The following is a 12,727-nucleotide window of genomic DNA, read 5'->3' as shown; positions in this document are numbered from 1 at the left end:
CTATTCTCCTAACAAGTTTGACATGACAAGAGGTTTATCCGTTTTAAAGCCTTCTCCGTACATGACACCGATTTGTTGACCTATTAGATGCTCCCTTGCTTTTACACGTTCAAGATACGCTTCAGTTAAAGGCGTTGTGACCGTTTGGTCTGTTGTACGAAACTGACTTTGATACGCCTTGAGGGCATGTAGTTTATCGTCTATATCTGAACTGATATCAATGATAAAATCCGGGTGCTGAGTCCCATTAATTTGATAATAATAAAGTGCTTCCGGTTTATGCGCCGGCCCTACCTCTTGTTTGTATTTATAAAGACCTGCATTAAACACTGCTTCTTTTATGAGGTTCCCTGTTTCGGTGTGATCGGGGTGCCTGTCGACTGGATATGGCGCAAAAACTAAACGCGGCTTTTTTTCCCGGATCAGTGCCACAACGGCATCGATACAGGTTTGCCGATGGGCAAGAATACCCCGGTCAGGAAAATCCAATTGTACAAGAGTCGATACTCCGAGTCTGTTACTTGCCTCTTTTGCTTCTATCTGACGCTCTTCCACAGTACCATTTGAAGAAAGTTCAGCTTTTGTCAAATTAACAATCCCTGTTTGATAGCCTTTCTTCCTATACAAGGACAAAGTTCCTCCCATCCCGATTTCCACATCATCAGGATGAGCACCAATAGCGAGGAGGTCTATTTGGTTAGTCATTTTTATCCCCCTCTCCCCGTACTAGATGTCGCCACTCAAAATCCCCCCGGCTGAGTCCTTTTAACAACACTTCTGCTGTGGCCATATTCGTAGCCAGGGGAATCTTATATACATCACATAAACGAATCAAAGCAGTCACGTCCGGCTCGTGCGGCTGAGCGGTTAAAGGATCTTTAAAAAATAACACTAAATCCATTTCGTTTTGAGCAATGAGCGCACCTATTTGCTGGTCTCCACCTAGTGGGCCTGATTGAAACCGATGAATGTTTAACGAAGTCTCCTCCATAATCCGTTTCCCCGTTGTCCCTGTTGAAAAGAGATCATGCTTAGTCAATTCGTTTTTGAAAGCCGTTGTAAACTGAATCATTTCATTTTTTTTATGGTCATGGGCAATAAGTGCAATTTTCAAAAGTCACTCCCCCTAATGCGCTTTATTCTATAATGTGCTCCAACCCGTAAACGAGCCTGTCTATGTTCATTACTGTTTCACATGCAAGCTTTACCCCCGGCATGAATGAGCGGCGGTTCATAGAGTCATGGCGAATTTTAAGAGTCTGTCCTTCTCCGCCAAAGAGAACTTCCTGGTGGGCTACAAGACCCGGTAAGCGAACACTGTGGATGTGCATCCCATCAATACTCGCTCCTCTTGCTCCATCAAGCGTTTCCTCTTCTTCCGGATGGCCTTGTTTCTTCGACTGACGCACTTCACTTATAAGTTGGGCAGTTTTAACTGCCGTTCCGGACGGTGCATCGAGCTTACGATCATGATGCTGTTCAATAATTTCAATATCGTCCATGTATTTAGCAGCCATTTGCGAAAATTTCATCATTAATATCGCGCCGATTGCAAAGTTTGGAGCGATAATAGCACCTAATTCTTTCTCTTCAGCAAGTCGCTCAAGCTCGCTAACATCGTCATCACTAAAACCGGTCGTACCAATAACTGGGCGAACATTATGTTCAAGTGCAAGTTTCATATGTATTTTCCCGGACTGAGGCGATGTTAAATCGATAAGTACATCCGGATTCGTTTCTTGAAAACAAACTTCGGCATCCTCAAATACTGGAATGTCTAAGTTTGTCATTCCTTCAACTTCTTTCATTGTAAATCCGCCATTCTTTCTATCAATCACAGCTACTAATTCAAAATGCGCTGTTTCCTCTACCATGGTTACCGCTTCTTTTCCCATATTCCCTCGTGGACCCGCGATTACAATTCGTGTCATTTTTCATCCTCCTCGGTGTCCTCTGATTCAATTTTTGTCCATCTGTTTTTATCACGTGTGTTGAATTTGTGCATCACCAAATTGTGCGCTTCATCTAAGTCAATATTTAAACTATTGGCCAAACACGTCAACACAAAAAACAGGTCGCCAATTTCTTGTTCAATTGTTTTTTCATCTTCACTAGATTTTTTTGGTTTTTCACCGTAGTAGTGGTTAATTTCTCTGGCTAGTTCTCCTGTCTCTTCTGTTAACCTAGCCATCATTGCTAATGGTGAAAAGTAGCCTTCTTTAAACTGAGATATGTATGCATCTACCTCTTTTTGAACTTCTTGTAATGATTTAGACGTTTTGTCCATGGTGACACCTCAACTTTTCATTCATTCTTTTCCATCGTAGCTAAAACGATGGCTTATTACAAATAATTTAGCCGATTGAAGGGAATCTGAACTTCTTATATAATAGAGCAGTCGATCAACTTTGGAGGTGAGTGGTTTGATTCATGCAATTAAACTAAAAAATATTATCGCGATATTACTAGGAACAGCAATTATGAGCTTTGGCCTCGTTTATTTTAACATGGAAAATAATCTTGCTGATGGCGGGTTTACAGGGATTACGTTGATCTTATATTTTATTTTATCCATTGATCCGGCATTTTCCAACCTCGCATTAAATATTCCGCTTTTCATTATCGGTTGGAAGATACTTGGAAGGAACGCATTTATTTATACGCTAATCGGTACGTTAGGCGTGTCAGTTTTTTTATGGTTTTTCCAAAGGTATCCATTTGTATCAATTCCATTAGACGACGATATGACGTTAGCAGCTTTGTTCGCTGGAGTCTTTATTGGAGTCGGTTTAGGTATCGTCTTCAGATACGGCGGTACAACAGGTGGTGTTGATATTATTGCTCGTTTAGGTTTTAAATACTTGGGCTGGAGCATGGGAAAAACGATGTTTCTCTTTGATGCTGCTGTAATTACTGGTTCGCTTATTTATTTAAATTACCGGGAAGCTATGTATACACTTGTGGCAGTGTTTATTGCAGCGAAAGTGATTGACTTTATGCAGCAAGGAGCTTATTCTGGCAAAGCTGCGATGATTGTTTCTGAAAAGGCACCGGAAATTTCCGCTCAAATTATGATCGAAATGGATCGTGGGGCCACTCTCCTAAAAGGGAAAGGGAGCTTCACCGGTGTTGAAAAGGAAGTTTTGTATTGTGTAGTCGGTCGAAATGAAATGGTTCGCTTAAAAACGTTAATTGATCAAGTAGACCCTCACGCATTTGTTACACTAACAGACGTACAGGATGTAATGGGTGAAGGGTTCACTCTCGATGAAAATAAACGTCCACTTGGAATATAATCAGCGACCTGGAGGCATACGAAATAGGAGGCTGGATGACTTTTTGAAAATGTTACCCCAAACCTTAACCAAATACATTGTTTTAAACACAACAAAATCCCATGCCATTAGCGGCAAGGGATTTTTATAAAAGCATTTTTACGCTCAAAAAAACAATAGCAGCAACATCTTATAGAAGAGCCTATATATTCAGTACTACTCATCTCGCATTACAAAATACATAAGAAGAAACCGGACTAGTTCGGCCACAGCTACTACTGCTGCTGCGACATAAGTTAACGCTGCAGCATTAAGCACTCTCTTCGTCTCTTTCTCTTCGTCGTTACGAATGACACCGACTGAAATAACTTGATCCATCGCCCGGCTGGATGCATTAAACTCCACCGGAAGGGTAACTAACTGGAATAAGACAGCGGCACTCATGAAGATGATTCCAACGAGCATTAATTCAGACATCGTAAACAGCATACCTGCAATAATTAAAAAGATCGATGTATTAGAGCCAAAGTTTGCAACAGGCACTAATGCATGACGAAAGCGCAAAAATGCATAATCTTCCGCATCCTGCATGGCGTGTCCGACTTCGTGGGCTGCGACTGCTGCACCCGCAACTGAATTACCATAGTAATTACTTTCAGACAAACGAACAACTTTTTGTCGCGGATCATAGTGATCAGTAAGCTTCCCTTTAACAGGCTCTACACTTACATCATACAATCCATTATCATTTAATATTTTTTTAGCAACTTCAGCACCTGTCATACCCGATGATGCACGCACTTGCGAATATTTATTAAATGCCGATTTCACTCGCATTTGCGCCCACATTGGAACAATCAATAATATGGCGAAGTATAGTAAAAAAGCCCCTAGACTTCCAAACATAAATGGTTCCCTCCGTTTACTCTATTCTCTTTATTTCTAATAAATCGTGTTTTATAAGGGGTACAACAAAAAGAACCGAGATGTTCAAGGCAGAGCAAAAAATGGATCTTGTTACTATCTTTAGTCCATGCCTGGATTTCCGCACTTTTTGAACTTTCCCTAATCTTAATTTTAGTCAAACGAATGGTAAGTGTCAATATATTAGCTTGGCTCATGAATCGGCTGCTATTACTCCCACCTTCTTGCACGGATTTTACCTTCTTTTTGTTGTCCCCGGTATTTTTTCCACCCTGCATATGTTAAGGCAAACACTATGGCACCGCCAATCGTGAGAATGACCCAAATAAGTGAAGGGTCTGAAGTATCTTCACTGTCATTTGAGTAAATGGCATCTAAATCACTTAACATTACCGCCATTGTTTCCATTAAATTTGAAGCAGCTTCTGGGTTTTGACGGTACCGTTCAATATAAACAACTTGAGAATCGAAACGTTGATATTGGTGCGGTTCAAGGGACGCGTGCCAGGCAGGGCGGACAACCTCATATGATTTTAGGAAGCTGTTAAACAACCGTTGGAAAGCTCCCCAGTCTTTTTTTTCATATGCTTCAGCCATTTCCATCAATGGTGCTGAGACCGACTCTTTAGTCCCTTTCCATAAATAGCGTTCACTTGAATCATACACATCTACTAGCAGCCGAAAAGATGAAACAGCTCGTACACGATCTTCGTGACTCATGGACATACTCGTTGTCGCCCCATCTGCGGTTTCATATGTGGACACGATCACACGTAAATCATTCATTGAAAGATGATAATCAGCAGATCGGATGTTTAAGAACTGCTTGGAGAAGTAATCCATCAGCTGTTTCGCCTCATCATATCGTTTTTCTTTAACATATTGAAGAATCGTATCGCTTGTCCGGTTTAATTCTCTCCAAAGCTGTTCATCTGACTCTTCTAATCCACTCTCACCTTCTGCTGAAGCTGTCATAAGTGGAAGTAGACATAATATTATTATTGTCAATAAGGATAATAACCATCTTACTTTCATGCCTGTCCCTCCTCTTTTACCTACTTCATCCTATGAAGAGGAGGACATGTGTATACCTTAAAAGTTAAGCTTTCTCTTTTTTTGATTGTTATTCAATAGATAGACGATAAATAAGGAAGAGATACTTAACCAAAAGGTAAAATAAGCAATTTCTTGATAGTAAGGAAGAATAAGATGCGATACCGTAGGATGCATGCCGTAAATATAGTCAATAACATCATTGTGAAGTGTCCATATGGCTACCACAATAAGGTGCCAAGGTTTAATCCGATAATAAGGTGCATATAAAAGCCCTTGGATTGCCATCCCCAAGTGAGAACAAATAAGCATATAGTGATCCCAGCGCATTTCAGAACCAGCCGCACCCGCAGAAACGATCATCACAACTGCCCAAACACCATATTTAAATAATGTTACGGATGCTAAAGCTTCTACAATTGGTATACTTCTCCTGAATAAAAATGCTATAAGAACGATCACAAAAAACAAGCTTGCCGTTGGACTATCTGGGACAAATATATAAAATATCGGCGGCGTGTTTGACAGTTGTGATTCGTACCAGATATAACCATAAATTGTACCTGGAATATTGATCACAAGCAATAAAAAAACCGCCCACCTTTGCCCCAGAACGTCATAGATTTTGTTCATCATATGTAACCTCTTCTTTCCTGCTATAATAAGCTCTTTTAAAATAGAATGTTGTTATTTGTTTTAATGATTATCCCCTTTGCTCAGAATTATGAAGGCATCAGCCATGTTTAATATTTCACTTTTAATTATGGCTCTTTTCGTGCTTTTAATCTTCGCAGCTGAAATAAACTGCGACATAACCTACCGCTTCGGAAATACACTACGCTTTCCGCGGGCTCGCGCTGAGCCTCCTCGTTCGCAAAGTACGATCACTTTGGGGTCTCAACGTCTTCGCTTTCCTGCTGGAGTCTACGTGTATTTCCTTCGCTGGTATAGTGCTTTGTAAATTCATCACATTTATATTGCTTGAAGATGAAGTCAAACAATGGCCATTCATTATTATAATGGATGATTGGAGCGAAGGGCAGTCGACTCCTGCGGGAAAAGCAACAACTGAAGATCCCGCGGGAAGCGACTATCCGGAGCGGAAATCACTCTACTTCTATGTCGCAGTTTATATCTTTTAGAAAACAGCCTTACTTAAAAAAGCCCGAAGATACCACGACACTTCAGCGGAAGTATAATATGCTTCTAATATCAATGATTTCTGAGCTAATGACATACTCATATTTGTTTTTAGACCCAAAAACAACAAACTTACCTTCACATATGAGAAAAGCTGACTGAATGATTCAGTCAGCTTTCAATAAATTACTCTCCGTCTGGATCTTGTCCGTCGTTGGCGATCCAATCCGCTAATGTCTCAAGTTCTTCGTCAGAACCTTCGAATTGATCTGGAGGCATTTGTCCTTCACCATCTCGGATAATATCCATGATTTCTTCCTCAGAATAATCACTTTCGAATAATGGCGGTGCTGCTGCTCCACCTTCTCCTTCATCACCGTGACAGTTAATACATGCCTGCTGGCTCAAGTATATTTCATAACCTTCTGCACTTTCATCAATTTCAACATCTTCCACAATAGCACCTTGTTGTGCAGCTGCTTCCCAGTCATGCTGGTCAACAGATTCCCAAGTTAAGAAGATAACAGAAATGACCCCTAGCATCATAAGACCACTTGCAATAGGGCGGCGTATTGGACGGCGCTCGACACCTTTATCAAGAAATGGTGCTAGTAACAATGCACCAAATGCAATTCCTGGAATAACAACAGCTCCAATAACCGTAAAGTCTCCGGCAGCATACTCATACTTTAATAACTGGTATAAGAACAAGAAATACCAGTCAGGTAACGGTATGTAACCTGAGTCGTTAGGATCTGCTACACGCTCTAACGGCGATGGGTGCGCAACTGTTAAACATAGATAACCAATTAGAAAGACGGCACCTACCATCCATTCACGAAGCAAAAAGTTCGGCCAAAATGCTTCGGTTTTATGCGGATATTCCGAATAGTCTTTTGGAATATTCGGCATCCTTTCAGCCGGGACACGAGAGTCTCCGACAAACTTCATACCTTTCCCGCGATGCATAGATTTCCCTCCTTTTCTGCGTCAAAACCCAATCCTACAATGGACCGGAAATTCCTTGTTTACGAATCATGTAGAAGTGAGCTCCTAATAGGCCAAGAAGAGCCCCTGGTAAGAAGAATACGTGAATCGCAAAGAATCTTGTCAGCGTCTGTGCACCAATGATTTCCCCACCAGCGAGCAAGGCTTTGGCAAATCCACCCACCACTGGTACGGCTTCGGCAATTTCAAGTCCTACCACTGTAGCAAAGTACGCTTTCATATCCCAAGGTAATAAATAACCAGTAAAACCTAGACCAAGCATGACGAAGAAGATTAGCACTCCGACAACCCAGTTTAATTCACGCGGTTTTTTATAGGAGCCGGTAAAAAATACGCGCAACGTATGTAAGAACATCATTACGATAACTAAACTTGCTCCCCAGTGGTGCATGCCGCGGACAATGACACCAAATGTTACTTCATTTTGTAAATAATAGACCGATTCATAAGCATGAATAATATCTGGTACATAATACATCGTTAAAAACATACCAGAAAGTATTTGAATCACCGTAACGAAGAACGTTAAGCCTCCGAAACAATAAACAAATGCCGAGAAATGATGGGCAGGGTTCACGTGCTCAGGTACTTCATGGTCGGCAATGTCGCGCCACATAGGCGTGATATCGAGCCGCTCGTCCACCCAATCATATATTTTTTGTAACATTTACTATGCCCCTTTCTTACTACCGTTGCACTGGTCTACCTAGATAAAGATCGCCATCCCGAACTTCCATTTCATAAACATCCAATGGTCGCGTCGGTGGCGTTCCTTGAACATTCTGTCCGTCTTTTTCAAAACGTCCGCCGTGACATGGACAGAAAAATTGTTCAGGGTAATCGTCATTCCCTTCCCAGTTCACTGTACAGCCTAAGTGAGTGCATACAGGCGAAAGAGCGACAATTTCATCGCCTTCTCTGTATATCCAGGCAACTCGAGTTACCTCAGAAGTATACCAAGCATCCTCTTGCTCAAACTGAAAGTCCTTACGTACAGGTTCTTCTGTTATTTCATCGACTGGCATTACATTGATAAAATCACTTTCTCCCCCCGCTTGTAATGCCGGATCAAGAGCAAAGCGAGCCATTGGCATGAGCATTCCTGCTGCCATGAAACCGCCTACACCAGTTAATGTATACGTTAGAAATTGACGCCTTGACACTTTGTGTTCTTTTTCGCTCACAACTTTCCCTCCTCCTTCGATGATCTCTAAAGCTGCCATAATAACACACAAATTTCATACTAAGACATACTCATGATAGCCTAAAATTTCTTTAAATGTCAACAGAATCAGACAAGGACTTTTGAATTTAATTTCAAAGTAGTCTCCCTCATTGTTGTATAGCGTTAGGTATGTTGCTATTTGCCTTAGATACGTGCATAACGGAATTAAAATAAACTGTCATCGTAAAGTTTGTTGCTTTTTGAGCGTTTTTCACCTCAAATGACATCAAGAATGATGGTTAAAGCTCATTATGCCAAAGTTCGATTTACTCCCTATCCCTTGGCTCTGACTGCCATTTATCAGATATAATCGGCAAAATTTGTTTGATCTGCTGTTCCATCATCTGTTTTACATAGGCAGGTTCTACATTCTCTAATGGAAGGGAGGGAATCCAAAGCAAAAGATCCGGAAACTCACTCTCTGCTTGCTTCCACTCTGCATCGGATGTCAAATAAACAATATGTTTGAAGCCGTTTTCATAGAAATGTCGATCCCATTCTTTAATTCTTTTCATTCTTTCTTCCACCGGTTGATTCATCAAATATGTAAAGGGAGGAATCTGGAATAAGCGACCTTTAAATTGCTTTTCAATTTCTTCAATTAGAATTCCGATAAATTCCCCTTTTGATACCGCGCCTTTAGGATCTTTGTCCCAATCTATCGGGATAAGGGGTATTACTGCCGTATCAACGTACTCTCTTGATTTTAAATACATGTCCACATCATTGGTGATCCATTTCACAAGCAACCTCTCCTATACTCACATCTTTTGTTTTTTCTTTCCATATTATTCGGTCAATGTTTAAAATTTATCTAGTTTATTGAGGTCATTAACATAGACATAAGCTATTTCAAACATCCCTTATATGTTCAATAACTAGCATATTAATCATAAAAGAAAAGCCCTTATACATCAAGGGCTTTAAGAGCTTTATATTCTTTTGCCAGCTCGTGAAAAAGATTTTCATTTCCACTTTGCAATGCGTTATCAATCTCACGTTCCATTGACTTAATCCGTTCATTACGAATTGACTTCTCTAGCACCAGTTCAGCCATCAGTTGTTGTACATTCGTTTCTTCTTCATTAACAGGCAAATACGGATTTTCTTCTAGGACAGCTACATACTGAGGGGTCATTTGCTTGTCTTTGAAATTCAACTGAATAAAAATGTCTTCGCTGCGATTTAAACGAATATCGTGAAATGATTTCTCTGCATCCATTGTTACATGTTGATTTTTGTGGAAAGCAAATGGGACACAATCTACATCGTTTGTTGAAATCATAAGTGCCTTTGGACAATAATCGGCTTGTTCAACAAAATGTACCCGTTCCATTAAAATGTCATCACTCATCAAAAAATTCAACAACCATGCACACTCACGCCGCTTTAACTGATATTGATCGAGAAACCACTTTAAAAAGTCTCGTTTCTCCATGACTGGAACAGTATTATTCATTTCCACCCCTCCTCAATCATGAAATAGAATCCATACGTCCTCGAGATCATTGCAAGACATTTTAGAACAATTAACAATTCCTTTATATATGTTTATATTCTTTATGTTTTAAAAAAATCCTTTTAGATTTTAAATTTAAGAAAAGTTTTTTATTGAAAATGGCGTCGATTTCCTTTGAAGCGCAGATAAACAATAAAATTGTTCATTCCCAATTTGTACGATATGAAAAACGTGCATATCTCTTAGCATTGTGAGAATTCTTTCCCGGATAATTGCTTCTACATCATCATAATAATACGGCTCAATAAACGGAGATACCGTTTTTATAATTCCCTCTTCTGAGACAGCGGTATTGCTCGTTTTAAGTAAATGATAGAGTAATTTGAAAATAAACGGAAGCTTTGGGATCGCTCTTCGGTATTGATTTAAGTACGTCTGCAAAACCCGCGTCAGCACCGAGGTCACACTTAGCTTTTGTGCTTCAATCCAGCGAGGTGAATCTACTTCCAATGAATTTGATTCCCTTATCCAGCCTTCATCAAAGCATACGTCATAAAGGAGAGAGAAGCGATTTGGGTAATGATAAAAATGCCTTCCGTATCCAAAACGCCATTGCTCTTCCGGTAAGGATTCTCTTACTGTAAACGATTGTTGAAGTTTGGCAAGATCGTTTTTTCTTAGTGTTTTTTGCTTGGTCAAGATAAAGCCCTTTTCTTCCACACAATCCATAAACGTGTATAAATCATCTATAATCGATAAAGAAGCATCTTGGTCTCCCGGGATGATAACCCTTTCTTCCTCAATGATGGCTAATAGCCATTTGCGGACTCGTTGTTTTAACTCCTCTGGCATCGTCCAAGTATCTCTCCCGATCTTAAAGAACCATCCTCCATTCTCCAGAGCTCTTAAAGTATTAGAAAAACCGGCTCTTTCTCCGGGGGTTAGAAAGCCTTGAAGCTCATATCGATTTACACAATCACGTAGGTCGAAGCTCATTTGAGTGACGAGCTGCTGCTCCCCTTTTGAAAACCTTCTATACCTATTATAACGTTCTTCATGATTTGAAAGCGAACGAATAATGAGCTCAATGCAATGTTGCCTCGAACGAACGTTCGAATCTACTTTCATTGTTTCCAATAAATTTTGTAAGTCTTTTTGCGGTAGGGAAAGTAATACTTCCATCACATTCATAATAAAACCCCTTTTCACAGCATCATTTATTGCTAGTATGTGAAAAAGGGGTTAAGACTATAAGCAAGACAGCTTTATAAACCTGTATTTAAATCCAACAGCCTTCCTTTTAGATCTTCGCGTTCAGGCTGTTCTTTTATTATTTTTTCGAGGAGTACGACCGCTTTTTCTTTCCTTCCTGCTTCCAGCATAATAAAGGCAGCTTCCTCCAATACAGAAAGCTCATTTTCAAAAGCAGGAATTGCTTTTTCATAGGCCTCTGCCGCTTCATTGACTTCATCATTTTCATACAGAGCTTTTGCCTTGTAACGATCATACAAAGGATCTGTCTCTTGATAGTCTTCTAAAAAACTAATCAATTCAAGTATTTCGTCATAATCATCACGATCTTCATAATAATTCAACAGATCTTTTACAGCTTCAATATTTGAAGGGTTAATCGCAATGACTTTTTGCAAAAAAGTACGGCCTTCATTGGCATTTCCTTTAGTAAATTGAATTCTCGCTGCTTCTAAATAGAGCGCTTCGTTAAACTCATCTTTAGAAAGACCCTCATTAATTATCTCCGCAGCTTTGTCTGTTTGTGATAAATAACGTAACGCCTGTGACATATAAGGGTACAACGTTGTATAAGATGGATCTAATTCTTTTAGTCGTTCGAATTGTTCCACCGCTAATTCGTAATCGTGAAGTTGTAAAGCTGTGTACGCATAACCAAAGAGGCCATTTGTATCTTCTTTTTTTGCTAAGCCTGCCTCGTAAGCTGCCAGTGCTTCTTCAAATTGACCTGTAGCACTAAATGCCTCTGCTAGTCGTAAAGAAGGGTTTACTGTTTCATCGTCTGGGAGTTTTTCATCATGCATGGCTTTTTTATAATAAGGGATGCTTTGATTGTAATCACCGCGGTTCAAATAAAATTCTCCGAGACCGTACTGCAGAACTGGTTCGTCCCTGGCTTTATCAAGAGCTTGTAAAAGCTTTTGTTCAGCTACTTCATCCAGGCCTTGATTTTGGTACAAATCGGCAAGTAAGAGCTGCGCCTGAACAAATACCGGATCATCTTCTTTGACTTCAATAAGCATTTCCATCGCTTCGTCTTCCCGCCCCATATCCATATAGCATTCTGCAGCAAAGGAGAAAAGTTCTCCATGGTCAGGGTAACGATACAAAAGATCTTCAGCGATATCAACTGCCCTGTCGATGAGACCTAACTCAAAATAAAGTTCAGCTATGGTTCGTTTTGTCTCATCATCTGAGCTTTCATAGGCTTTTTCAACTTGCTTTAACCCTTCTTCATGGCGTCCTTTTTCAATTAACTGGACTGCCTCCTCTAAGGTTTCATTCATAATATCCCTCTCTTTTCAATCGTCACTTTCAATTACGTATTCAATTTTGAATATCCTATCATACCATTTTAGCCTATGAAAAGGAGGTGTCAAACATCTATTCCCA

At 40.1% G+C, this 12,727-nt stretch carries 15 protein-coding genes; 1 reads left to right on the top strand and 14 read right to left on the bottom strand.

The features are described 5' to 3' along the window. The 4 genes from bshB1 to CDZ94_RS02160 are packed head-to-tail and all read right to left on the bottom strand — an operon-like array spanning position 1 to position 2,287. A complete protein-coding gene (gene bshB1, locus CDZ94_RS02175) occupies positions 1-705 on the bottom strand; it encodes a bacillithiol biosynthesis deacetylase BshB1 (protein ID WP_096434896.1) in 705 nt (234 codons plus the stop codon). Beyond that, positions 698-1,114, bottom strand: a complete 417-nt coding sequence (gene mgsA / locus CDZ94_RS02170; RefSeq protein ID WP_096434895.1) for a methylglyoxal synthase — start codon at positions 1,112-1,114, stop codon at positions 698-700. Before mgsA ends, bshB1 begins: the two co-directional genes overlap by 8 nt. 22 nt (positions 1,115-1,136) lie before the next feature. Next, positions 1,137-1,931 (bottom strand): 4-hydroxy-tetrahydrodipicolinate reductase, encoded by a 795-nt coding sequence (dapB, locus tag CDZ94_RS02165; RefSeq protein WP_096434894.1) that lies wholly within the window; start codon positions 1,929-1,931, stop codon positions 1,137-1,139. Continuing rightward, positions 1,928-2,287 carry a nucleotide pyrophosphohydrolase gene (locus CDZ94_RS02160; protein ID WP_096434893.1) on the bottom strand — a complete coding sequence of 120 codons (360 nt, stop codon included), beginning with the start codon at positions 2,285-2,287 and terminating at the stop codon, positions 1,928-1,930. The genes dapB and CDZ94_RS02160 overlap by 4 nt, the downstream gene beginning before the upstream one ends. Before the next feature lie 136 nt (positions 2,288-2,423). On the opposite strand from CDZ94_RS02160, the gene CDZ94_RS02155 reads away from it, so the two are divergent. Next, complete coding sequence (locus tag CDZ94_RS02155; protein WP_096434892.1) at positions 2,424-3,296, top strand: YitT family protein; 873 nt, start codon at positions 2,424-2,426, stop codon at positions 3,294-3,296. 195 nt (positions 3,297-3,491) lie between these two features. Here the strand turns inward: CDZ94_RS02155 and CDZ94_RS02150 are convergent, their stop codons facing one another. The 10 genes from CDZ94_RS02150 to CDZ94_RS02100 form a co-directional block, all read right to left on the bottom strand. Next, on the bottom strand, positions 3,492-4,181 hold the full coding sequence (locus CDZ94_RS02150) for a zinc metallopeptidase (protein ID WP_096434891.1): 690 nt from the start codon (positions 4,179-4,181) through the stop codon (positions 3,492-3,494). 228 nt (positions 4,182-4,409) lie between these two features. Continuing rightward, a complete protein-coding gene (locus tag CDZ94_RS02145) occupies positions 4,410-5,234 on the bottom strand; it encodes a sporulation protein YpjB (RefSeq protein WP_096434890.1) in 825 nt (274 codons plus the stop codon). A gap of 57 nt (positions 5,235-5,291) precedes the next feature. After that, positions 5,292-5,885, bottom strand: coding sequence for a lipoprotein heptaprenylglyceryl N-acetyltransferase LhaT (gene lhaT / locus CDZ94_RS02140; protein WP_096440531.1), 594 nt, complete (start codon positions 5,883-5,885; stop codon positions 5,292-5,294). A gap of 693 nt (positions 5,886-6,578) precedes the next feature. Beyond that, positions 6,579-7,361 carry a menaquinol-cytochrome c reductase cytochrome b/c subunit gene (locus CDZ94_RS02130; RefSeq protein ID WP_096434888.1) on the bottom strand — a complete coding sequence of 261 codons (783 nt, stop codon included), beginning with the start codon at positions 7,359-7,361 and terminating at the stop codon, positions 6,579-6,581. 34 nt (positions 7,362-7,395) lie between these two features. After that, a complete protein-coding gene (gene qcrB / locus CDZ94_RS02125; protein WP_096434887.1) occupies positions 7,396-8,067 on the bottom strand; it encodes a menaquinol-cytochrome c reductase cytochrome b subunit in 672 nt (223 codons plus the stop codon). A gap of 19 nt (positions 8,068-8,086) precedes the next feature. Further along, entirely contained in the window at positions 8,087-8,584 is a 498-nt protein-coding gene (locus CDZ94_RS02120) for a Rieske (2Fe-2S) protein (RefSeq protein WP_096434886.1), read from the bottom strand. 307 nt (positions 8,585-8,891) lie between these two features. Next, entirely contained in the window at positions 8,892-9,368 is a 477-nt protein-coding gene (locus CDZ94_RS02115; RefSeq protein ID WP_096434885.1) for a YpiF family protein, read from the bottom strand. 164 nt (positions 9,369-9,532) lie between these two features. Beyond that, positions 9,533-10,084, bottom strand: coding sequence for a ReoY family proteolytic degradation factor (locus CDZ94_RS02110; protein WP_096434884.1), 552 nt, complete (start codon positions 10,082-10,084; stop codon positions 9,533-9,535). Positions 10,085-10,219: 135 nt separating this feature from the next. Further along, positions 10,220-11,275, bottom strand: a complete 1,056-nt coding sequence (locus CDZ94_RS02105) for a hypothetical protein (protein WP_096434883.1) — start codon at positions 11,273-11,275, stop codon at positions 10,220-10,222. 74 nt (positions 11,276-11,349) lie between these two features. Next, complete coding sequence (locus tag CDZ94_RS02100) at positions 11,350-12,621, bottom strand: tetratricopeptide repeat protein (RefSeq protein ID WP_096434882.1); 1,272 nt, start codon at positions 12,619-12,621, stop codon at positions 11,350-11,352. Between the last annotated feature and the right edge of the window lie 106 nt (positions 12,622-12,727).

The sequence above is a fragment of the Alteribacter populi genome, from assembly GCF_002352765.1.
In the GTDB taxonomy this organism is placed as follows: Bacteria; Bacillota; Bacilli; order Bacillales; family Salisediminibacteriaceae; genus Alteribacter; species Alteribacter populi.
Note: the sequence above shows the minus strand (reverse complement) of the source record. Positions and strands in the feature narration are given on the sequence as shown.